At 74.3% G+C, this 20978-nt stretch carries 19 protein-coding genes and 1 pseudogene; 12 read left to right on the top strand and 8 right to left on the bottom strand.

What is annotated here, in order from left to right; all coding sequences use genetic code 11:
* Window positions 1-16 precede the first annotated feature (16 nt).
* From kdpB to AB0E83_RS15290, 3 genes are all read left to right on the top strand, one after another.
* Window positions 17-2122 (top strand): potassium-transporting ATPase subunit KdpB, encoded by a 2106-nt coding sequence (gene kdpB / locus AB0E83_RS15300; RefSeq protein WP_362110650.1) that lies wholly within the window; start codon window positions 17-19, stop codon window positions 2120-2122.
* A 5-nt stretch (window positions 2123-2127) separates the two neighbouring features.
* Window positions 2128-2799, top strand: a complete 672-nt coding sequence (locus AB0E83_RS15295) for a potassium-transporting ATPase subunit C (RefSeq protein WP_362110611.1) — start codon at window positions 2128-2130, stop codon at window positions 2797-2799.
* Between the two features lie 131 nt (window positions 2800-2930).
* A complete protein-coding gene (locus AB0E83_RS15290) occupies window positions 2931-3149 on the top strand; it encodes a DUF6480 family protein (protein ID WP_362110608.1) in 219 nt (72 codons plus the stop codon).
* Window positions 3150-3167: 18 nt separating this feature from the next.
* Here AB0E83_RS15290 and AB0E83_RS15285 read toward each other — a convergent pair whose 3' ends face one another.
* Window positions 3168-3470 carry a hypothetical protein gene (locus tag AB0E83_RS15285; protein WP_362110606.1) on the bottom strand — a complete coding sequence of 101 codons (303 nt, stop codon included), beginning with the start codon at window positions 3468-3470 and terminating at the stop codon, window positions 3168-3170.
* Window positions 3471-3589: 119 nt separating this feature from the next.
* Here AB0E83_RS15285 and AB0E83_RS15280 point away from each other — a divergent pair, with 119 nt between their 5' ends.
* Window positions 3590-3919 carry a helix-turn-helix domain-containing protein gene (locus tag AB0E83_RS15280; RefSeq protein ID WP_362110603.1) on the top strand — a complete coding sequence of 110 codons (330 nt, stop codon included), beginning with the start codon at window positions 3590-3592 and terminating at the stop codon, window positions 3917-3919.
* Between the two features lie 283 nt (window positions 3920-4202).
* Window positions 4203-6302 (top strand): DNA helicase RecQ, encoded by a 2100-nt coding sequence (gene recQ / locus AB0E83_RS15275; protein ID WP_362110600.1) that lies wholly within the window; start codon window positions 4203-4205, stop codon window positions 6300-6302.
* A gap of 64 nt (window positions 6303-6366) precedes the next feature.
* Here recQ and AB0E83_RS15270 read toward each other — a convergent pair whose 3' ends face one another.
* The 4 genes and pseudogenes from AB0E83_RS15270 to AB0E83_RS15255 all read right to left on the bottom strand — a co-directional run.
* The gene (locus tag AB0E83_RS15270; protein ID WP_362110597.1) at window positions 6367-7686 is read right to left on the bottom strand and encodes an MFS transporter; all 1320 of its coding nucleotides are present in this window, start codon (window positions 7684-7686) and stop codon (window positions 6367-6369) included.
* Window positions 7673-9448: a condensation domain-containing protein gene (locus AB0E83_RS15265; RefSeq protein ID WP_362110594.1), complete on the bottom strand. Its 1776-nt coding sequence runs from the start codon at window positions 9446-9448 to the stop codon at window positions 7673-7675. The genes AB0E83_RS15270 and AB0E83_RS15265 overlap by 14 nt, the downstream gene beginning before the upstream one ends.
* The gene (locus AB0E83_RS15260; protein WP_362110591.1) at window positions 9445-10791 is read right to left on the bottom strand and encodes a DUF6271 family protein; all 1347 of its coding nucleotides are present in this window, start codon (window positions 10789-10791) and stop codon (window positions 9445-9447) included. Before AB0E83_RS15260 ends, AB0E83_RS15265 begins: the two co-directional genes overlap by 4 nt.
* Window positions 10792-10871: 80 nt before the next feature.
* Window positions 10872-11096: pseudogene (locus AB0E83_RS15255) on the bottom strand (phytanoyl-CoA dioxygenase); the annotation flags it as partial.
* A gap of 438 nt (window positions 11097-11534) precedes the next feature.
* Between AB0E83_RS15255 and AB0E83_RS15250 the strand changes: the two are divergent.
* On the top strand, window positions 11535-11720 hold the full coding sequence (locus AB0E83_RS15250; RefSeq protein ID WP_362110588.1) for a hypothetical protein: 186 nt from the start codon (window positions 11535-11537) through the stop codon (window positions 11718-11720).
* A gap of 50 nt (window positions 11721-11770) precedes the next feature.
* Window positions 11771-12001 carry an acyl carrier protein gene (locus tag AB0E83_RS15245; RefSeq protein WP_362110585.1) on the top strand — a complete coding sequence of 77 codons (231 nt, stop codon included), beginning with the start codon at window positions 11771-11773 and terminating at the stop codon, window positions 11999-12001.
* Between the two features lie 92 nt (window positions 12002-12093).
* On the opposite strand, the gene AB0E83_RS15240 is transcribed toward AB0E83_RS15245, so the two are convergent.
* A complete protein-coding gene (locus AB0E83_RS15240; protein WP_362110582.1) occupies window positions 12094-14484 on the bottom strand; it encodes an excinuclease ABC subunit UvrA in 2391 nt (796 codons plus the stop codon).
* A 146-nt stretch (window positions 14485-14630) separates the two neighbouring features.
* Between AB0E83_RS15240 and AB0E83_RS15235 the strand changes: the two genes are divergently transcribed.
* From AB0E83_RS15235 to AB0E83_RS15225, 3 genes are all read left to right on the top strand, one after another.
* Complete coding sequence (locus AB0E83_RS15235; RefSeq protein WP_362110579.1) at window positions 14631-14924, top strand: metalloregulator ArsR/SmtB family transcription factor; 294 nt, start codon at window positions 14631-14633, stop codon at window positions 14922-14924.
* Complete coding sequence (locus AB0E83_RS15230) at window positions 14921-15307, top strand: VOC family protein (RefSeq protein ID WP_362110576.1); 387 nt, start codon at window positions 14921-14923, stop codon at window positions 15305-15307. The genes AB0E83_RS15235 and AB0E83_RS15230 overlap by 4 nt, the downstream gene beginning before the upstream one ends.
* A gap of 71 nt (window positions 15308-15378) precedes the next feature.
* On the top strand, window positions 15379-16896 hold the full coding sequence (locus AB0E83_RS15225; RefSeq protein WP_362110573.1) for a hypothetical protein: 1518 nt from the start codon (window positions 15379-15381) through the stop codon (window positions 16894-16896).
* Between the two features lie 36 nt (window positions 16897-16932).
* On the opposite strand, the gene AB0E83_RS15220 is transcribed toward AB0E83_RS15225, so the two are convergent.
* Window positions 16933-17568 (bottom strand): LysE family translocator, encoded by a 636-nt coding sequence (locus AB0E83_RS15220; RefSeq protein ID WP_362110570.1) that lies wholly within the window; start codon window positions 17566-17568, stop codon window positions 16933-16935.
* Window positions 17569-17739: 171 nt separating this feature from the next.
* On the opposite strand from AB0E83_RS15220, the gene AB0E83_RS15215 reads away from it, so the two are divergent.
* Together AB0E83_RS15215 and AB0E83_RS15210 are read left to right on the top strand one after the other, a co-directional pair.
* Entirely contained in the window at window positions 17740-18504 is a 765-nt protein-coding gene (locus tag AB0E83_RS15215; protein WP_362110567.1) for an alpha/beta fold hydrolase, read from the top strand.
* A gap of 136 nt (window positions 18505-18640) precedes the next feature.
* Entirely contained in the window at window positions 18641-20323 is a 1683-nt protein-coding gene (locus AB0E83_RS15210; RefSeq protein WP_362110564.1) for a glycosyl hydrolase family 8, read from the top strand.
* A gap of 6 nt (window positions 20324-20329) precedes the next feature.
* On the opposite strand, the gene AB0E83_RS15205 is transcribed toward AB0E83_RS15210, so the two are convergent.
* A complete protein-coding gene (locus AB0E83_RS15205; protein WP_362110561.1) occupies window positions 20330-20869 on the bottom strand; it encodes a hypothetical protein in 540 nt (179 codons plus the stop codon).
* Between the last annotated feature and the right edge of the window lie 109 nt (window positions 20870-20978).

Genomic DNA, 20978 nt, shown 5'->3' with positions numbered 1-20978 from the left:
GAAGAACGAGGACGCGATGTCCCTCACCGTCCCCCCGACGAAGGCACCGCACGAGGACCTGCCCGGCCCGCACCCGCCGGCCGGGCGGGTCGGCGGCGGCCTCTTCGCCCCCCGGCAGCTGCTCGCCTCCTTCCCGGCCGCGATCAAGAAGCTCGACCCGCGCGTGATGATCAAGTCGCCGGTCATGTTCGTGGTCCTCGTCGGATCGGTCGTCACCACCGCCCTCGCCGTGAGGAACCCGGGGGACTGGTTCGGCTGGGCGATCACCGCGTGGCTGTGGCTGACCACGGTCTTCGCCAACCTGGCGGAGGCCGTCGCCGAGGGCCGCGGCAAGGCGCAGGCCGACACCCTGCGCAAGGCGAGGACCGACACCGTCGCCCGCCGTCTGACGAAGACGGGGGAGGAGCGGGTGCCCGGCACCGAGCTGCGCGTCGGCGACCTGGTGGTCTGCGAGGCCGGCGACGTCATCCCCGGCGACGGCGACGTCGTCGAGGGCGTCGCGAGCGTCGACGAGTCCGCCATCACCGGCGAGTCCGCCCCCGTCATCCGCGAATCGGGCGGCGACCGCTGCGCGGTCACCGGCGGCACCAAGGTCCTCTCCGACCGCGTCGTCATCAAGATCACGACGAAGCCCGGCGAGACCTTCATCGACCGGATGATCAACCTGGTCGAGGGCGCGGCCCGGCAGAAGACGCCCAACGAGATCGCCCTCAACATCCTCCTCGCCTCGCTGACCATCGTCTTCCTGCTGGCCGTCGTCACCCTGAAGCCGTTCGCGATCTACGCGGGCGCCGACGAGCAGACCTCGATGATCGTCCTGACGGCGCTCCTCGTCTGCCTGATCCCGACCACCATCGGCGCGCTGCTCTCGGCGATCGGCATCGCCGGCATGGACCGGCTCGTGCAGCGCAACGTGCTCGCGATGTCGGGCCGGGCGGTCGAGGCCGCCGGCGACGTGAGCACCCTGCTCCTGGACAAGACGGGCACGATCACGCTGGGCAACCGCCGGGCCGCCGAGTTCGTGCCCGTACGCGGGACGACGGAGGCCGAGGTCGCCGACGCGGCCCAGCTCTCCTCGCTCGCCGACGAGACGCCCGAGGGCCGCTCCATCGTGGTCCTGGCCGAGGAGAGGTACGGGCTGCGCGGGCGCCACCAGGGCGAGTCGGCCCACGCCACCTGGATCGAGTTCACCGCGCAGACCCGCATGTCGGGCGTGGACGTGGACGGCAGGAAGATCCGCAAGGGGGCCACCGGTTCGGTCGTCGCGTGGGTGAAGGAGCGGGGCGGCACCGTCGCCGAGGACGCACAGGCACTCACGGACCGGATCTCCCAGGCCGGCGGCACGCCGCTCCTCGTGGCCGTGGACGATGACGAGGGCGCACGTGTCCTCGGGGTCGTCCACCTGAAGGACGTCGTCAAGGAGGGCATGCGGGAGCGGTTCGACGAACTGCGCCGCATGGGCATCCGCACCGTCATGATCACGGGTGACAACCCGCTGACCGCCAGGGCCATCGCCGACGAGGCGGGCGTGGACGACTTCCTCGCCGAAGCCACCCCCGAGGACAAGATGGCCCTCATCAAGCGGGAACAGGCCGGCGGCAAGCTCGTCGCGATGACCGGCGACGGCACCAACGACGCCCCCGCGCTCGCCCAGGCGGACGTCGGCGTGGCGATGAACACCGGCACGTCGGCCGCCAAGGAGGCCGGCAACATGGTCGACCTCGACTCCGACCCGACCAAGCTCATCGAGATCGTCGAGATCGGCAAGCAGCTCCTCATCACCCGGGGAGCGCTGACCACCTTCTCCCTCGCCAACGACGTCGCGAAGTACTTCGCGATCATCCCCGCGATGTTCGCCGTGGCGTACCCGTCGCTCGACAAGCTCAACATCATGGGCCTGGCCTCGCCCGAGTCCGCGATCCTGTCGGCCGTCATCTTCAACGCGCTGATCATCGTGGCCCTCGTCCCCCTGGCGTTGAAGGGCGTGCGCTACCGGCCCTCCAGCGCCGACTCGATGCTCCGCCGCAACCTCGCCGTCTACGGGCTCGGCGGCCTGGTCGCCCCGTTCCTCGGCATCAAGCTCATCGACATGCTCCTCACCCTCATCCCCGGAATCGGCTGACGCTCATGAACAACTCGGTAGGAAACACCGGCCGCGTCCTGTGGGCGGGACTCCGGGCCCTCCTCGTCCTCACCCTCGTCTGCGGCGTGCTCTACCCGCTCGCCGTCACCGGCGCCGCCCAACTCGCCTTCCCCGGCAGGGCGAACGGCTCCGAGATCGAGGACGCGAGCGGGAAGACCGTCGGCTCCGAGCTCATCGGCCAGCGCTACGACCTGCCCCTCGAGGACGGCGAGGAGACCCCGGCCCCGGACCTGCGCTGGTTCCAGCCGCGCCCGTCCAACGGCCTGGGCACCAACTCCGTCAACACCCAGTACTCGATCATCCTGTCCGGCGCCACCAACCGTTCCGGGGACAACGCCGAGCTGATCCGGTGGGTGAAGGACGCCAAGGCCGCCGTGGTCGAGGACAACTCCACCGCCGGCCACCGGGTGGAGCCCTCCGACGTCCCCGCCGACGCCGTCACCTCCTCCGGCTCGGGCTTGGACCCGCACATCTCCCCGGAGTACGCGAAGCTCCAGGTCCGCCGCGTCGCCGAGCGCAACAAGCTCGACGTGGCCGCCGTCGAGAAGCTGGTCGCCGACCACACCGACGGCCGTGTCCTCGGCTTCATCGGCGAACCCCGCGTCAACGTCCTCGAACTCAACATCGCCCTCAAGGCACTGGTGACCGAGGGCTGACGCCCTCCGGAACGTCCGCGCGACCACCGGCCCGCCGGTGGTCGCGCGGACGTCGGGGCCGGGCGGATGGGCGCGGGCGGGTGGGGTAGGCGCCGGGAGAACGGCCGGGTGGCCGTGGAGGAGGTGTGGTCATGGCGACCCCGAGCAACCCCGATCCCGATCCCCGCGGTGTCCCGGGCCCCGATCCGGGCGGAACACCCCCGGCCGAGTCGGGGACCAGTACCGGTACCGGGCCCTACCGGCGGCCGACCCGCGGCTGGGCGGCCGGACCCCTGCTCGCCCTGGGCGTCGTGGTGGTCCTGTGCGCCCTGTTCTTCGCCGTGTACGCGATCGTCCTCGCCGTCGACTGACGCCGCCGGCCGGCCGCCTCACCCGGTGGGGGTCGCCGTGACGCGGATGAAGCCTTCGGGGTAGGAGAGCGGGACGAGCCCCGCGTCCAGGAAGACGCTGGTGAGGGCGGTTTCGAGGGCGGTGCGGATGCCGGTGATCGAGGCGGCGGCGTGCACGTCGGGATCGGTGGCGTGGGCGGCGATGGTGGGCCTGATGAGCTGGTCGGGATGCCAGGCGACGATCACCGCCACGCCGTCGCTCTGGGCCGTCAGCCCACTGTCCGGGCCGAAACCCGCGTCGGCGAGGACGGCTTGTACCCGGCGAACGAGTTCGCGGCTCATGATGGCCTCCGGTCGTCGGACGACCTCTCACCCCGAGTGTCCACTGCGGGGGCATATGCGTCAATGTTTACCTGAAAGACGCTTCGCATGATCCTTCGGAACCGGGGCAAAAAATTCTTATGGGACTGAACGGAACCGGCCAGGTGGGCTGGACCTTCCTCACCAACCACGCCCGCGTCCTGCTCGTCATCGCCCGCGACCCCGAGGTGCGGCTCCGGGACGTGGCCGAGCGCTGCGGGATCACGGAGCGCACCGTCCAGGCGATCGTCACCGATCTGGAGAAGGCCGGATACCTCACCCGGGCCCGCGCCGTCGACGGCCGGCGCAACCGCTACCGGGTCAACGCCGACGCGCCCTTCCGGCACCCCGCCGAAGCCGGACACGAGATCGCCGGCCTCCTGGGGCTCCTTGCCCGTGAGACCGACGGCTCGACCGCCGTCGACGCCTAGACGCGCGGCCCGTCCACCGCCCGGTGCGCGGCGGTGCGGTACCGCCTGCCCGTGCGTCTGCCTGTCTGCCCGCCTGTGAGTCCGTCTGCCCGCCTGCCGTCCGCGCCCGCCCCCTGTCCGCCCGCGCGGTCCGGGTGATCTGTGCGTACGGCGGCCCGGGCTCCCCGCCCGCGACGGCCTGCGCGTCCCGCGTACGGGTGACCGGGTTCCGGGCCGGCGGAGGGTTTTCCACAGGTCGCGGCGGGCGCGCCGGCGGGGGCGTCCGGGCGGCTAGGCTTTCCGGGTGGCCCTCATCGACGCTTCTTCCGACGCCTCCTCCCCGAGCTCCGGGGGTTCCTCCGACGCCCTGGAGGTGCTCCACCGGGTCTTCGGCTACAGCTCCTTCCGGGGCGAGCAGCAGGAGATCATCGAGCACGTCGTGGGCGGCGGCGACGCCCTCGTCCTCATGCCGACCGGCGGCGGCAAGTCGCTCTGCTACCAGATCCCGGCGCTGGTGCGGCCCGGCACGGGCGTGGTGATCTCCCCGCTGATCGCCCTCATGCAGGACCAGGTGGACGCGCTCAACGCGCTCGGCGTCCGCGCGGGCTTCCTCAACTCGACCCAGGACCCCTACGAGCGGCAGACCGTCGAGCAGGCATTCCTCGCCGGCGAGCTGGACCTCCTCTATCTGGCCCCCGAGCGGCTGCGCACCGAGGGCGCCCAGCGGCTGCTCGACCGGGGCACGGTCTCGGTCTTCGCGATCGACGAGGCGCACTGCGTCTCCCAGTGGGGCCACGACTTCCGGCCCGACTACCTCGCCCTCTCGATGCTCCACGAGCGCTGGCCCGACGTGCCCCGGATCGCGCTGACCGCGACGGCCACCGAGGCCACCCACGGCGAGATCGCCACCCGCCTGGGCCTGGAGGGGGCCCGGCACTTCGTTGCCAGCTTCGACCGGCCCAACATCCAGTACCGGATCGTCGCGAAGAACAACCCCACCCGGCAGCTCCTCGACCTCATCCGCACCGAGCACGCCGGGGACGCCGGCGTCGTCTACTGCCTGTCGCGCTCCTCGGTGGAGAAGACCGCCGCCTTCCTCGCCGAGCACGGCATCGACGCCATCCCGTACCACGCGGGCATGGACGCGGCCACGCGCGCCGCCAACCAGGCGCGCTTCCTGCGCGAGGACGGCGTCGTGGTCGTCGCCACCATCGCCTTCGGCATGGGCATCGACAAGCCCGACGTGCGCTTCGTCGCCCACCTCGACCTGCCCAAGTCCGTCGAGGGCTACTACCAGGAGACCGGCCGCGCCGGCCGTGACGGCGAGCCGGCCACGGCCTGGCTCGCGTACGGCCTCCAGGACGTCGTCCAGCAGCGCAAGATGATCGACGGCTCCGAGGGCGACGAGAACCACCGGCGCGGCCTCGCCGCCCACCTCGACGCCATGCTCGCCCTCTGCGAGACCGTCGAGTGCCGGCGCGTCCGGCTGCTCGCCTACTTCGGCCAGAAGTCCGGTCCCTGCGGGAACTGTGACACCTGTCTGACCCCCGCCGAGTCCTGGGACGGCACGGTCGCCGCGCAGAAGCTGCTCTCCACCGTGTGGCGGCTGGCCCGCGAGCGGCGCCAGAAGTTCGGCGCCGGCCAGATCATCGACATCCTCCAGGGCAAGAAGACCGCCAAGGTCATCCAGTTCGACCACGACACCCTGTCGGTCTTCGGCATCGGCGCCGACCTCGGCACGGCCGAGTGGCGGGGCGTCATCCGCCAGCTCCTCGCCCTGGGGCTGCTCGCCGTGGAGGGCGACTACGGCACCCTCGTCCTCACCGAGGCCAGCGGCGACGTCCTCGGCGGCCGGCGCGAGGTGCCGATGCGCAAGGAGGTCGCCAAGGCCCCGGCGCCCCGCAAGGAGAGCGGCGGCCGCTCCGGCAAGGCCCGGGTCCCCGTCGACCTCCCCGCCGCCGCCGTGCCCGTCTTCGAGGCGCTGCGCGCCTGGCGGGCGGCGACCGCGCGCGAGCAGGGCGTGCCCGCGTACGTCGTCTTCCACGACGCGACCCTGCGGGAGATCGCGACCACGCTCCCCACGAGCGTGGCCGAGCTCGGCACGGTCGGCGGCGTCGGCGAGGCCAAGCTCGCGAAGTACGGGGAGGGCGTCCTGGAGGCCCTGGCCGGGTTCGCGGGCGCGGGCGGCGAGGACAGCGAGGCCCCCGCCCCCGCCGGGACCTCCGACGAGCCCCCGGCCCGCGCGGCGGCCGAGGCGGCGGACCAGCGGGCGGCCCGCTCGGTCGGCACCGCGTCGGCGCCGGCCCCGCGGAAGGCCGCCCCGGCGGCGTCCTCGGCCCCCGGTGACGAGCCGCTCTTCTTCGGCGAGGACGAGACCGAGCCCGCCTGGGACGACTGGGAGTGACACCCCTCCGGTCCCGGCCGGGCTCCGTCCCGGCCGGGACCGGACTCCGGCCGGAGACCGGGGCTCACCCCGCCGCCGGCTCCGCGGCGGCCGGCTCCTTGCCGGGCGCCGGAGGGGCGGCCGGCTCCGCCCGGTCCCGGCGCGTCAGGCCGCGGACGGCCGGGACGCAGAGCATCGCCGCGAGCAGGACGGACGAGACCGCCGCGGAGAAGAGCAGCACCCGGTCCGCGCCGAAGGAGTCCGCCGCCGGACCGGCCAGGGCGCGGCCCAGCGGGATCACCATGATCGAGCCGGCGATGTCGTACGCGGACACCCGGCTCAGCACGGCCAGCGGGATGTGGGACTGCACGCTGGTCGCCCACATCACGCCCCAGAAGGCGAAGCCGCAGCCGGCCACCACCCCCGTGACGGCCGTCAGGACGAAGTTCCAGCCCAGCGCCGGGGCCAGCGGGTTCAGGGCGAAGAAGAACATCGCGCACGCGCCCGCCACCAGGGGGCGGCGCGGCCGGACCCGCATCCCGAGCAGACCGCCGACGATGGTGCCCAGGCCGTCGGCCGAGGCGATCCAGCCGTAACCGGTGGCACCGTGCTGCTCGGTCAGCAGCGCCGCGCCCAGCGGCACGGACGGCCCGAAGACGAAGAGGCCGTACACCGCCCACAGGGAGATCACCCCCCACAGCCACGACCGGGACCGGAACTCGTGCCAGCCGGTGGCGAGCCGCCGCCACATCGGAGCGTCGCCCTCGTCGCCCCCGTCGTCCGCGCCCCGTCCGGGGGCGAGCCGGCGCAGCGGCAGCAGCCCGCCCGCGCTCACCCCGTAGGCCGCCGCGATCACCACGAACGACCCGGCGAGGTCCCCGTGGGCCACGAGGAGACCGGCGAGGCCGGGCCCGAGGAGGGCACTCATCGACTCGGAGACGCGCAGCAGCGCGTTGGCCCGCTGGATGTCCTCGGCGACCCGCGGCACGACGCTCGCGAGACCCGGCTGGAACAGGGCGGTCGCGGCGCCGCTCACCGCCATCAGGGCCATGATCTGCCAGAGCCGTACGTCCCCGGCGGCGAACAGGCCGGCCATGACCAGCATCGCCACCACCCGGACCGCGTCCGCGCCGACCATCACCAGCTGCGGGGTGAAGCGGTCGGCGAGCACGCCGCCGAAGAGGACCAGCAGCACGATCGGCGCCATCCAGGCGGCGAGCGCGTAGCCGACGCCGGTGGCGCCGAACCCGGCGCCGAGGACCGAGGTGGTCACGGAGACCATCAGCATGCCGTCGGCGAGCAGCGAGGCGCTGCGGGCGGTGAAGAACAGCCGGAAGCGACGCGACCGCCACGGGCTGGGCAGCGGCCCGGCCCCGGCCGCCGCGGCGGTGTCACTGGTGGTCATGGCGCATCTCCCGGCTCCGGCCGGTCCCTTCCCTGAGAATCCGCCGCGCCGCGGCGGACTGCCGTGGCGGGCCCTCGACGAACACGTACCGGTGCGGGGCCAGCACCCCGGGGCGCCCCGGCAGGAGCCGCATCAGCGCCGCGTGCGCCTGATCGGCCGTCACGTCCCCTTCCGCCCACGTCCTTTCGTCGGTCCCGATGTACGCGGTCAGCCGCCGGCCGTCCTCCGTGCCGTCGGCCCCCTCCTCGACCGCGACCTCGACCGGCCGCCCGTCCAGGGCCTCGCCCAGGGCGTCGGCGACGGCGGCGGGGGAGACCCAGCAGCCGTCCACCCGCGTCCACTCCGGGCCGCGCGCCACCGGCCGCACCCCCGTCACCTCGGTCAGCGTCCCGCCCGCGCCGAGCGGCATGTCCGCCCCGGCGACGGCCTCCAGGAGCCGCACCAGACCGGTGGCCAGCTCCTCGGCCGCCGCCCGGGAGAACAGCACGGGGTCGGCCCAGAAGGCGAGGCGGAGGACCGGATCCGTCTCGTACACGAAGGTGAGCAGCCGGGTCGGGAGCGACCGGCTGCCGCCCCAGGCGAGTTCGAGCTCCGGCGCGTTCCCGTCGGGGGCCGCGGCCCCGGCGAGGGTGCTGGGCAGGGCGCTGATGTCGTTGAAGACGGCGTCGCGCGCGAACCGGCTGCCCCGCTCGGTGGTGACGCGCCCGATCAGCTCCCACAGGTCGAGCGCGTCGAAGCGGCTGTGCCGGTACGCGTTCATCGCCGCGCCCCACGCCTTGGCGAGCAGCGCGTCGAACGACGGGGCGCGGACGTCGAGGCAGAGCAGGGCGTCCTGGGACAGGGGGGAGACCGAGCGGGCGAGCTTCGGCAGGAACCGGTTGGAGGTGGGCACGGCCGCGACGCAGACGGACTGGCCGGCCCGGTGGGCGGTGAGCATGCACCAGGCGGTGAGCAGCACCGTGCCGGGGAGGGCGCCGGTACGCCGCGCGGCGGCGGCCAGCGCCCGGGCGCCGCGCGCCGAGCGGAGGGTGAGGCCCGGGGTGTCGGCGTCGGTGCCGGCGGCGCCGTCCTCGGCGAACATCGCCTGCGGCCCGGTGCGCAGGACGCGCTCCCAATGGGCCAGGGAGGCGGCCGACTTGCGCCGCCCGGCCGGGCTGTTCTCCTCGGCGGCGAGGTCGAGCGGGGTGGGCGCGGTGACCGGCGGCAGCGTCTCGCCCGCGAGGAGGGCGAGCCATTCGTCGCGGAGGACGCCGAGGGCGCTGCCGTCGGTGACGGCGTGGCTGGCGGCGAGGGCGACGCGGACGGGCCGGCCGGCGCGGGCGAGGATCCGCAGCCGCAGCGGGAAGTCGAGGTCGAGCCGGAAGCGGATGTCGCGGGCCGCGCGGGCCACCGCCTCGGCGTAGGCGTCGGTGTCCTCGGGGAGCTCGTCGTGGTCGAGGACGGTGACGGTGAACGTGCCCTCGGCGGCGACGACCTGCTCCGCGGGGGCGCTGTCGCCGGTTCCGTACGGGAAGGTGGTGCGCAGGGCCTCGTGGCGGGCCGCGAGGGCCGCGAGGGCGTCGAGGACCCGGTCCGTCCCGGTGCCGTCGGGGACCGGCCACACGTCGTGGAGGTTGATGCTGTCGGGCTCGTCCCGCAGGATGCAGCGGATCATGTTCGCCTGGCCCATGGTGACGGGTCCCCGGCGCGAACCGCCGCCCGCGTAACGGACGGTGAGGGTGCGGGCGCCGGTGACGCCGTCCGGGGCGAGGGCGGCGGTCATCGCGTCACGGCCGGGGCGTGCGCGGTGGCGAGGTGCGGGAGGTGGTTCACGGCGGCGCCTTTCGCGTGCGCGGTCAGGGTGCCCCAGGCGTCGACGAGCAGGGCGAAGTCCGCCATGTCGGCGCGGGCCTCGGCGAGCAGCCGCTCCCGCCGCGCGGCGAACAGGTCGGCGGCGGTCGCGTACCGGCCCCCGAGGGAGCGGTAGCGGCGGTCCAGGACGGCGAGCCGGTCCTCGTTCCCGGTCGGCCCGGCCCCGGCGCTCGCGCGGAGCGGGGCGGCGACGGCGGCGGGCCGGATCAGCCCGTCCGGGCCGAGGAGCGCCTCGCCGGCCGCCGCGAGTTCCGCGTACACCGCGTCGAGGTGGGGGGTGGCGAGCAGGTACTTGGCGAAGCGGAGCTGGTAGGCGAGGAAGCCCTCGTCCGAACGGCGCTCGTCCGTGTGGTAGTTGACGATGTGCCGGTTGTGCAGGACGCCGGGCAGCCGGGCGTGCCGGACGAGGTGGAGGAGGAAGTAGTCGGTGCCGATGGTGTCGGTGGCCGGCGGCAGCGGGACCCGCCCGTACACCTCCCGGCCGAGCGCGATGTTGCACATGTCGACCCGGGCGGGGCTGACCAGGGTCAGGGTGGTCAGGTCGGTGGTGAACGGCGTGTCGCCGGCGCCCCGGAACGCCTCGTCGATCAGGTTCCGGCGCCAGATCTCCGGATGGCCGACGGGCACGGACAGGCCGACGACCTCGCGGTACGCCTCCGGGTCGAGGGCGCGGAGCTCGGCGAGGTCCACGGAGGGCTCGCCGATGAAGGACGCCCCGGCCACGGCGACGGTCCGGTCCGCGCAGCCGGGGTCGAGCCTGCTGCGGGTGACCGAGCCCGCCACGTCCGCCGCCCGCCTGCCGAGGACGGCGAGTTCGTGGTGGATCGGGAAGACCGGTTTCCCGCCGAGGAGTTGGTAGCGGCTGTCGGAGTCGCGGCGGTGCACCGAGGCGCAGCCCAGCGCCTCGGCCAGGAGGAAGGCGCGGTTGGTGCAGGCGCCGTACGACACCCCGGCCGGAAGCATCAGGTCGAGCAGCCGGTCCGCCCCGTCGAGTCCGGCCGCCGTCACGGTCCCGCGCAGGAAGGCGCGCTGGTCGTCCTCGTCGAGGTGGTGGACGACCACGCCGGGCGCGGGCGGCAGGGCGGCCACCGCGGCCCGGTGCGCGGCGCGTTCGGCGGGCGCGGCGGAGTCCAGGACCAGCAGGTGCACCTCGACGCCGAACTCCCGCGCCCCGTAGGCGGCTTCCCCGGCGACCGCCGTGATGGTCGCCGGACAGGAGCGGTGGGTGGGGAGGGTCAGGCAGACGCGGTGCACGCGGGCTCCCTGGGGTCCGGGGTGGGGTGCCAGGGGTCGAGTCCGAGCAGGCGGGCGCCGAGGGGGGTGAGTTCGGCGGTGGCGGGGATCGCTTCGCGGACGATGACGTAGCCGTAGGTCTGCCAGTGTGCGAAGTCCTCCTCGGACAGGACCCGCAGGGGGCGGGACTTCTTCAGCTCCCGCAGCGAGGTCCGGGCGAGGTAGGACTCCCCGTCCGCGCTGAAGTACGGCAGGTCGCAGGCGGCACGGTGCAGGTACGGCGCGCGCGGTCGGCGCGGGGCGCCGGGGGCGGACGGTGTCGTCAAGGGGGTCCCTCCAGGCGGGAGTCGGGCGGCGTGCGGGCACGGGGGTGCGGGGGCACGGCGGGACGGGGCGCGGACCTGGCGACGGTGGGGGCCGCGGGGGACGAGGGAAAGAATTGGTGTAGACCATGTCCAGTGTCAAGTGACCCGCCGGTATGCCCCGCGTGTCGGCCACCGGCCCGAAAAGGCGCCCCGTAAGGCCCAGTTGGGGAATGATCTTTGGTCTAGACAACCATCGGGCGCCTGCCCTACTGTCCCCACTGCGCAGAGCCGGAGCGGCCCGACCCGCCGGACCCGGCACGACCGCTGCGCCCCGGTCGACGGCGACCGCGCGCAGGGCCCTGCCCCGCCGCACCGCGGGCACGGGTACGGACGGGGGCGGCCCCGCCCGTACGGCCGCCGTCCTCGACCGACCGTCCACGCCGAGAGGGAACGGTTCCCATGAGCACACCCAGCGCCGCGCCCCCGCCCGTCGCCGGCCTCGAGGACCCGGGCCCCGTCGCGTCGGACCCGGTGCGCGCCGCCCCGCCGCGCGGCCCCGGCGCGCCGCTCGCCGGCCCCGTCCCCCGGCTCTTCGCCCCCGGGCGGGCCCCCGGCCACCTCCACGCGGTCGCCGCCGCGACCTGACGCCACCTCGGCGGACCGACCCCCGCCGCCCTTTCGAGGAGAGACGCACCATGGAACGTGTCACCGCCTGGCTCCAGGAGAAGAACCCCGGCCTCGACGGGCCGGTCGACGCCGACGAGGACCTCATCGAGGCCCGGCTCATCGACTCGATGGACTTCCTGGAGTTCGTCGACCTCCTGGAGGACATCTCCGGCACGTCGATCGACCTCCAGGAGGTCACCCTCGACGACTTCCGCACCCTCACCCGCGTCCGGGAACGCTTCTTCACCCCCGCCGGCTGACCCCCGGCGCCTTCGTGGCCGTGGCCGCCGCCCCGCCGGCCCTCCTCCCGTGGTACGGGATCCTCGGAGGGCGGCGGGGCGGCGGCGGGCGATCAGGCGCCCACGTACTGCGCCAGGTGCTCGCCCGTGAGGGTCGACCGCGCGGCGACGAGCTCGGCCGGAGTGCCCTCGAAGACGATCCGGCCGCCGTCGTGACCGGCGCCGGGGCCGAGGTCGACGATCCAGTCGGCGTGCGCCATGACGGCCTGGTGGTGCTCGACCACGATCACCGACTTGCCGGAGTCGACGAGCCGGTCGAGCAGCCCGAGCAGCTGCTCCACGTCGGCGAGGTGCAGACCCGTCGTCGGCTCGTCGAGGACGTACACGCCGCCCTTCTCGCCCATGTGCGTGGCCAGCTTCAGCCGCTGCCGCTCGCCGCCGGAGAGCGTGGTGAGCGGCTGACCCAGGGTGAGGTAGCCGAGGCCGACGTCCACGAGCCGCTCCAGGATCCGGTGGGCCGCCGGGGTGCGGGCCTCGCCCGCCCCGAAGTACGCCTCCGCCTCCGCGACCGACATCGCCAGGACCTCGCTGATGTCCCGCCCGCCGAGCTTGTACTCCAGGACCGAGGCCATGAACCGCCGGCCCTCGCACTCCTCGCAGGTGGTGGCCACGCCGGCCATCATCGCGAGGTCGGTGTACGTGACGCCCGCGCCGTTGCAGGTCGGGCAGGCGCCCTCCGAATTGGCGCTGAACAGCGCCGGCTTGACGCCGTTGGCCTTGGCGAACGCCTTGCGGATCGGGTCGAGGAGGCCCGTGTACGTCGCGGGGTTGCTGCGCCGCGAGCCGCGGATCGGGCTCTGGTCGACCGAGACCACCCCGGCGTCCGCCGGGATCGAACCGTGCACGAGCGAGCTCTTCCCGGAACCGGCCACGCCGGTGACCACGGCGAGGACGCCGAGCGGGAGGTCGACGTCCACCTTCCGCAGGTTGTTGGCGACCGCGCCGCGGATCGGCAGGACCCCGGTCGGCTTCCGCACCGTGTCCTTCACCGAGGCCCGGTCGTCCAGGTGGCGGCCGGTCACCGTGCCGCTGGCGCGCAGCCCCTCCAGGGACCCCTCGAAGCAGATCGTGCCGCCGCCGGTGCCGGCGCCGGGCCCGAGGTCGACCACGTGGTCGGCGATCGCGATGGTCTCCGGCTTGTGCTCCACGACCAGGACCGTGTTGCCCTTGTCCCGCAGCCGCAGCAGGAGTTCGTTCATCCGCTGGATGTCGTGCGGGTGCAGACCGGCCGTCGGCTCGTCGAAGACGTAGGTGACGTCGGTGAGCGAGGAGCCGAGGTGCCGGATCATCTTCACGCGCTGCGCCTCGCCGCCCGACAGGGTGCCCGCCGGCCGGTCGAGGGCCAGGTAGCCGAGGCCGATCTCCACGAAGGAGTCCAGCGTCTGGCGCAGGGACTCCAGCAGCGGCGCCACCGACGGGTCGTCCAGCTCGCGCACCCACGCGGCCAGGTCGCTGATCTGCATCGCGCAGGCGTCGGCGATGCTGATGCCCTTGATCTTCGAGGAGCGGGCGCCCTCGTTGAGCCGGGTGCCGTCGCACTCCGGGCAGACCAGGGTGGTCGTGGCCCGCTCCACGAAGGCGCGGATGTGCGGCTGGAGCGACTCGACGTCCTTGGCCAGGAAGGACTTCTGGAGCTTGGGGATCAGGCCCTCGTACGTGACGTTGACGCCCTCGACCTTGACCCGGGTCGGCTCCTTGTGCAGGAGGACGTCCAGCTCCTGGTCGCTGTAGTCGCGGATCGGCTTCGCCGGGTCGAGGAGGCCGCAGAGGCGGTACGTCCGCCCGTACCAACTGTCCGCCGTGTAGCCGGGGATGGTCAGCGCGCCCTCGTCGAGCGACTTGGTGTCGTCGTACAGCTGGGACAGGTCGATGTCGGAGACCCGGCCCCGGCCCTCGCAGCGGGGGCACATGCCGCCGGTGATGGTGAAGTCGGCCTTCTGCTCCACGCTCCGGCCGCCGCGCTCCACGGTGACGGAGCCCGAGCCGCTCACCGAGGGGATGTTGAAGGAGAAGGCCCGCGAGGAGCCGATGTGCGGCGTGCCGAGCCGGCTGAAGAGGATGCGCAGCATCGCGTTGGCGTCGGTGGCGGTGCCGACGGTGGAGCGCGGGTCGGCGCCCATTCGCTGCTGGTCGACGATGATCGCGGTGGTCAGCCCGTCGAGCACGTCGACGTCCGGCCGCGCGAGCGTCGGCATGAAGCCCTGGACGAAGGCGCTGTACGTCTCGTTGATCAGCCGCTGGGACTCGGCGGCGATCGTGTCGAAGACCAGCGAGCTCTTGCCGGAGCCGGAGACCCCGGTGAAGACGGTCAGCCGCCGCTTCGGGATCTCGACGCTGACGTCCTTGAGGTTGTTCTCGCGCGCGCCGAGCACACGGATCAGGTCGTGACTGTCGGCGATGTGCGGGGCGGACGGCGCCGCGCCGTTCCGCTTGGCCGTGCTCAAAGCTGTCTCCCTCGTCAGGGTCCGGACCGGTGTGCGTCCACCTTAGGCGGCGGGTCCGACAGCGGCAGGGCCTCGGGGAAACCCGGGCCCGCGCCGCCGGCCCGCCCCGCTTGATAGGCAAGCGGCCACTTGCCTATCGTGGTGGCATGGAGGAGGATCTGTTCAAGGCACTGGCCGACCCGACGCGTCGGCTGATCCTCGACGAGCTGACCGAACGCGACGGGCAGTCGCTCTTCGAGGTGTGCGCCCGCCTGGCGACCCGGCACGGCCTCACCGTCTCCCGGCAGGCGGTCAGCCAGCACCTCGCCGTGCTGGAGTCCGCCGGCCTGGTCACGGCCCGCCGCGAGGGCCGCTACAAGTTCCACGACCTCGACACCCGCCCCCTGGAGCACATCGTCACGCGATGGCTCACCCCCGCACCCCCGGAGGACACCCCATGAGGATCAACCTGGCCAGCGTCTTCGTCGACGACCAGGACAAGGCGCTCCGCTTCTACACCGACGTGCTCGGCTTCGTGCCCAAGCACGACGTGCCGCTCGGCGAGGACCGCTGGATCACCGTCGTCTCCCCGGAGGACCAGGACGGCACCGAACTGCTCCTGGAGCCCTCCGGCCACCCCGCCGTCCCCCCGTACAAGGCGGCCCTGGTCGCCGACGGCATCCCCGCGACCTCCTTCGCCGTCGACGACGTCCACGCCGAACACGCCCGCCTCACCGCCCTCGGCGTCCGCTTCACCCAGCCCCCCGTCGCGATGGGCCCCGTCACCACCGCCGTCCTCGACGACACCTGCGGCAACCTCATCCAGATCGCCCAGTACGCCTGACCCCCCGGCCCGCGCCGGCACGGAGGGAAAACCGGGCGCGGCCCGCACGCCCCACAGGGCAGGATGCCCCGGTGTCCTTCCTCCTGTACGGGCTCGCCGCCAATCCGTCCCTGCCGGCCGGACTCGTCGACCGGCTGGTCCTCCTCGCCGACGCCGACCTCGCGCCCTTCCTCGCCGGCCGCCCGGACCTCGGCCGCACCCAGGCGCTCGCCCTGGCCCGGCGCGTCGAGGAGGCCGCCGTGCCCCTCGCGTACGAAGGCCGGCTCGCCGCCGACGACGTCGACCCCGCCCGGTGGCCGGACGCCGCCCTCGCCCTGCTCGACCGGGGGGCCGGACCCGTCGCGTGGGCCCGCCGGTTCGCGACGGACCCGGACCGCGCGCGACGGGAGAAGCTGGCGGCCTGCCCCGGCCTCCCCGCCGACGTGATCGACCTCCTCGCGGCGGACCCCGACCCGGGCGTCGTCGCCGAACTCGCCTGGTTCGCCCCCGCGGAGACGGCCGCGAGGCTCGCGGCGCACCCGCACGCCTCCGTGCGCCACGCGGCGGCGCTCAACGAGGCGACCCCACCGGCCGTCCTCGCGGCGCTGCTGACGGGGGAGGGGCTGCCCCCGGCCCGCCACTGCCGGGTCTGCGAGCAGGAGGAGGTCCCGTTCGTCCACGACCCCGAGTGCCCGCGGCCGGACTGCGCCCTGCTGCCCGGCGACGCCTGCGACGGCACCCACGCCTCCGCCCTCCACCGCCTGCGCGAGACGGCGCTCGGCAACCCCGCCACCCCCGCCGAGGCCGCCGCCCGCTTCGCCGACGACCCCTCCCCGGCGCTGCGGTACGCGCTCGCCGCCCGCCCCGACCTGCCCGCCCGGGCCCGCGCCCGGCTCGCCGCGGATCCCGTCCCCGGCATCCGCGCCACCCTCGCCGGGAACCCCGCCCTCGACGAACCCCTGCTGCGGACCATGGCGGCCGACCCCGACCCCGCGGTGCGCCGCGCGCTCGCCCACCACCCCCGCGTCCCGCTGGACGTGCTCACCGCCCTGGTCCGCACCACGAAGCCGGGGAACGTCCTCCTGCCGCGGATCGCCGCCGCGTCGCCCGCCGAGACCGGGGCGCTGGCCGCGTCGCCGGACCCGGCCGTCCGGGCGCTCGTCGCCCACCGTCGCGACCTGCCGCGGGAGATGCGGGACCGGCTGGCCGCCGACCCCGACGCGAAGGTGGCGGCGGCCGTCGCCCCGCACCCGGGGCTCACCGAGGCGTGCCTGCGCGCCCTGGTCGCGCGGCACGGCGTCCGCGTCCTGGCCGGCGTCGCGGCCAACCCGGACGCGCCCCCGGCCCTCCTGGAGGACCTGGTCCGGCACGTGCCGACGGCGCGGAAGGCGGTCCGGGAGGTCGCCCGGCACCCCGCGGCGACACCGGAGGCGCTGCTCGCCTGCCTGGCGGACGACCGGGCGCGGCCCCTCGCCGCCCGCCACCCGGCCCTCCCGCCGTCGGTGGCCGCCTCCCTGCTCACCGACGCGGACGAGGAGGTACGGGAAGCGGCGGCGGCCAACCCGTCCCTCCCCGTGGCGGCGATGGCGGACCTCCTGCGCGAGGGGTGAACCGCCGGCCGGGCGCCGCCCCCGGCCGGGTCCCCGTCAGTCGCTGACCGCGAGGCGCACCGCGAACGCGCCGATCACCGTGCCCGTGACCCGGTCCAGGGCCCGCCGGGCCCGGGGGCCGCGCAGCCAGGCGCCGAGGGCGGTCGCGGAGGCGATCAGGACCGTCGACCAGATCAGGCCGAGGACCACGTGGACGGAGGTCAGCGCGAGGCCCGTCGCGAAGTGCGGGGCCTCGGCCGGGATGAACTGCGGCAGGACGGCGACGTAGAAGACGCCCACCTTGGGGTTGAGCAGATTGGTGAGGGCGCCCTGCCGCCAGCCGCCGGAGAGGGTGTCGACGCCGTCGACCTCCACCTCCGCGTCCGGGCCGGTCCCGTCGCGCCGGAAGGTCCCGGCGATCATGCGGACCGCCATCCAGAGCAGATAGGCGGCGCCCGCCCAGCGGAGGACCTCGTACGCGAGGTGCGAGGCGGTCAGGAGGGCCGTCACGCCGAGCGAGGTCAGCGCGCCCCAGATCAGGGTGCCGGTCTGGATGCCGAGGACGACGCCCCAGGCGCGGGTGCGGTGGCCGAGCGCGGCCGTGCGCAGGACGAGGGCCGTGTCGAGGCCCGGGGTGAGGGTGAGGAGTCCCACGACGAGAGCGAAGGACCAGAGTGCGGTGCTCGATGCCATGGACGGCCACCGTAGCGCAGCCCGCCCGCCGCCCGTCCGCCGGTGGGCGCACCTCCGCCGCCGGCCGTCGCCGTCTCCGTCTCCGTCGTCGTCCGTCGCCCGTCCGCCGGTATCGGCCGTTCCCCGCCCGCCGGGCGCCGCGCACCCCTCGGGCGTTCGTAGGGTGGTCATATGAGAGAACTGTTCCTGACGGAGCGACAGGCGTACCTGCGGTGGCTGGACCTGCCCGGTGACGGGCCCGTGCGCGTCTTCCTCCACGGGCTCGGGTGCACGGCGGCCTCCGACTTCGCGCACATCGCCGCCCACCCGGCGCTGGGCGGCGGCCGGGCGCTCCTGGTCGACCTGCTCGGGTACGGGCTGAGCGACCGGCCCGCCGACTTCGACTACCGGCCCGAGGGGCAGGCCGCGGCCGTGGCCGCGCTCCTCGACCACCTCGACCTCACCGGCGTCCACCTCGTCGGCCATTCCATGGGCGGCGCCGTCGCCGTCCACCTGGCGGCGGCCCGGCCCGACCGGATCGCCCGGCTGGTCGTCGCCGAGCCCAACCTGTACGCGGGCGGGGGCGCGTTCAGCAGGCCGGTGGCGCGCCAGACGGAGGAGGAGTTCGTCCGGAGCGGGTTCGCGAGGATGCTGGCCCTCGCCGACCGGGCCGACTACGCGGCGCGGCTGCGGCTCGCCGACCCGAGGGCCGTGCACCGCAGCGCGGTCGCGCTCGTCGAGGGCGGCGACCCCGAGGCCGGCGACGTGCTGGCCGCGCTCGCCCTGCCCCGGGCGTTCCTGGTGGGGGAGAAGAGCCTGCCGGACCGGGCGGCCGAACAGGCGGCGGCCATGGGCGTCCCCGTCCTGGAGGTGCCCGCCGCCGGCCACAACCTGATGCTCGACAACCCCGGCGGCTTCGCCGACGCCCTCGCCCGCGCCCTGGCGCTCCCTCGGTAGATCCTTTCCGGCCACCGGACCACGGGGCCCCGCGCAGAGGTCTTGTGCGGGGCCCCCGCCGCTCTCTACGCTCGGCGCGCCGATAGTTAGGAACGTTTCCTAACGAGAGATTGCCGTGAAGAGAAAGGGAGTTGTCATGCGTCGACGAACCGTCGCCCCGCGCAGCGCCGTCCCGCGAAGCGTCGTCCCGCTCGGACTCGCCGCTCTGCTGGCCCTGCCCCTCACCCTCCTGCCCGGGACCGAGGCCCGGGCCGCCGACGGCCTCGTCTCCGCGGGCAAGCCGGCGACGTCCTCGTCCGTGGAGGGCGCGGGCTTCGCCCCGGCCCTCGCCGTGGACGGCGACGCCTCCACCCGCTGGGCCAGCCTGGAAGGCGTCGACCCGCAGTGGATCCGGATCGACCTCGGGGCGAACCACAGCATCTCCCGGGTGAAGCTCGACTGGGAGGCCGCGTACGCGAAGACGTACCGCGTCCAGACCTCCACCGACGGCACCACCTGGACCGACGTCCACTCCACGACCGCCGGCGACGGCGCCGTCGACGACCTCGCCGTCTCCGGCAGCGGCCGGTACGTCCGCATGTACGGGACCGGCCGCGGCACCCCGTACGGCTACTCCCTCTACGAGTTCGAGGTCTACGGCTCCCCGAGCGGCGGCACGGGCGGCACCGGCCCCGCCGTGCCCTTCGGCAGCCACCTCAAGCCCTACGCCGCCGGCATGCTCAGGCCCACCGGCACCCAGGCGGCGCTCGACCAGAAGGTCGTCGACTACTACAACCGCTGGAAGTCGGCCTTCGTCCGGCAGAACTGCGGCAACGGCTGGTACCAGGTCATCTCGCCCGACGCCGACCACCCGTACGTCGCCGAGGCCCAGGGCTACGGCATGGTCGTCACCGCCACCATGGCGGGCGCCGACCCCGACGCCAGGAAGATCTTCGACGGCCTGGTCAAGTGGAAGCTCGACCACCCCTCCTCGATCAACCCCGACCTCCTCGCCGCCGAGCAGGACGTCAACTGCCGCAGCGTCAACGGCGGGGACGGCGCCACCGACGGCGACATGGACGTCGCCTACGGCCTGCTCCTCGCCGACAGGCAGTGGGGCAGCGGCGGCACGTACGACTACAAGGCGCTCGCCCTCAAGCACATCGCCGCCATCAAGAAGAGCGAGCTGAACCCCACCACCAAGCTCCTCAAGCTCGGCGACTGGACCGACTCCGGCGACCAGTACTACTGGATCTCCCGCACCTCGGACTGGATGGTCGACCACTTCCGGGCCTTCCGCTCGGCCACCGGCGACACCACCTGGGACGCGGTCCGCACCGCCCACCAGACGCAGATCGCCCACCTCCAGTCCACGTACGCCCCGGGCACCGGCCTGCTCCCCGACTTCGTCGTCGACACGAACACCGGCCCCAAGCCGGCCCCGGGCAAGGTCCTGGAGGACGTCAACGACGGCCAGTACTGGTGGAACGCCTGCCGCACCCCGTGGCGCATCGCCGACGACGCCGTGACCAGCGGCGACGCCAAGTCCCTCGCCGCCGCCCGCAAGCTCAACGGCTGGATCAAGGCCAAGACCGGCGGCGACCCGAACAAGATCGCCATCGGGTACAAGCTCAACGGCACCCAGATCTCCGCCGGCGGCGAGGCCGCCTTCTTCGCGCCCTTCGCCGTCGCCGCGATGACCGACTCCGGCAGCCAGGCCTGGCTCGACGCCCTCTGGAACAAGATGGTGGCCACCCCGATCGACACCGGCAGCTACTTCTCGGCGAGCATCCAGCTCCAGGTGATGATCACGGTCTCCGGCAACCACTGGGTCCCGTAAGGACGTTCAGCGGACCCCTTCGCCGGGGTCCCCTTCCCCGGGATCCCCGTCCCCGAAGTCCCCCTCCACCAGCCCCGCGCGGGGATCGGCCCGGACGGCCGCCTGCCAGGCGGTCGGTCCGCAGGCCTCCCCGTTCGGGGTGACCTTGCGCAGGGTCACCCGGGCGGAACGGTCATGGACGACCCGGCCGCCCGCGGCCGGGTCGGTGACCGTGAAGCGCACGCCCACCTCCCGCGGGCCGCTCTCCTCCGGAAGCGGCACGTCGAGGAAGGCGCGGGGGTCCGCCGCCGGCGGGGCCCCGCGCTCCCGGCACTCCCCGTCGGCGCAGAGCCGGTGGCGCGCGCCGGCGGGGAAGTCCGCCGGGCGCCAGAGCACCGTCACGCCGGATTCGGCACCGATGAGCGTGCAGTTCGGCCCCTGCGACATCTGGCACCCGGCCGTCAGGAGCGCGACGGCCGACGTCACCGCGACGGCCGCCGCCGTGCACCGGGAGCGGCCGGGACGGCCGGAGCGGCGGAGCGGAAGGGGCGCGTAGATCGGGGACACGGGACCTGACTACCGCCGGAACGCGCGGAGTTCAAGAGGACGGACGGAATCCGGGCGGTCGCGCACCGGCCGAGGGCGTGCGCGCGAACCGAGAGAGGTCACGCGGCCT

The organism is Streptomyces sp. NPDC035033 (assembly GCF_040636735.1).
Classification (GTDB): domain Bacteria; phylum Actinomycetota; class Actinomycetes; order Streptomycetales; family Streptomycetaceae; genus Streptomyces.
This window is presented reverse-complemented; position numbering and strand designations above follow the sequence as displayed.

What these genes read in the sequence shown, in the direction of transcription:
- kdpB (WP_362110650.1), top strand. Translation starts at nt 17, where the DNA reads ATGTCCCTCACCGTCCCCCCGACGAAGGCACCGCACGAGGACCTGCCC.
- AB0E83_RS15295 (WP_362110611.1), top strand. Translation starts at nt 2,128, where the DNA reads ATGAACAACTCGGTAGGAAACACCGGCCGCGTCCTGTGGGCGGGACTC.
- AB0E83_RS15290 (WP_362110608.1), top strand. Translation starts at nt 2,931, where the DNA reads ATGGCGACCCCGAGCAACCCCGATCCCGATCCCCGCGGTGTCCCGGGC.
- AB0E83_RS15285 (WP_362110606.1), bottom strand. Translation starts at nt 3,470, where the DNA reads ATGAGCCGCGAACTCGTTCGCCGGGTACAAGCCGTCCTCGCCGACGCG.
- AB0E83_RS15280 (WP_362110603.1), top strand. Translation starts at nt 3,590, where the DNA reads ATGGGACTGAACGGAACCGGCCAGGTGGGCTGGACCTTCCTCACCAAC.
- AB0E83_RS15270 (WP_362110597.1), bottom strand. Translation starts at nt 7,686, where the DNA reads ATGACCACCAGTGACACCGCCGCGGCGGCCGGGGCCGGGCCGCTGCCC.
- AB0E83_RS15265 (WP_362110594.1), bottom strand. Translation starts at nt 9,448, where the DNA reads ATGACCGCCGCCCTCGCCCCGGACGGCGTCACCGGCGCCCGCACCCTC.
- AB0E83_RS15250 (WP_362110588.1), top strand. Translation starts at nt 11,535, where the DNA reads ATGAGCACACCCAGCGCCGCGCCCCCGCCCGTCGCCGGCCTCGAGGAC.
- AB0E83_RS15245 (WP_362110585.1), top strand. Translation starts at nt 11,771, where the DNA reads ATGGAACGTGTCACCGCCTGGCTCCAGGAGAAGAACCCCGGCCTCGAC.
- AB0E83_RS15235 (WP_362110579.1), top strand. Translation starts at nt 14,631, where the DNA reads ATGGAGGAGGATCTGTTCAAGGCACTGGCCGACCCGACGCGTCGGCTG.
- AB0E83_RS15230 (WP_362110576.1), top strand. Translation starts at nt 14,921, where the DNA reads ATGAGGATCAACCTGGCCAGCGTCTTCGTCGACGACCAGGACAAGGCG.
- AB0E83_RS15220 (WP_362110570.1), bottom strand. Translation starts at nt 17,568, where the DNA reads ATGGCATCGAGCACCGCACTCTGGTCCTTCGCTCTCGTCGTGGGACTC.
- AB0E83_RS15215 (WP_362110567.1), top strand. Translation starts at nt 17,740, where the DNA reads ATGAGAGAACTGTTCCTGACGGAGCGACAGGCGTACCTGCGGTGGCTG.
- AB0E83_RS15210 (WP_362110564.1), top strand. Translation starts at nt 18,641, where the DNA reads ATGCGTCGACGAACCGTCGCCCCGCGCAGCGCCGTCCCGCGAAGCGTC.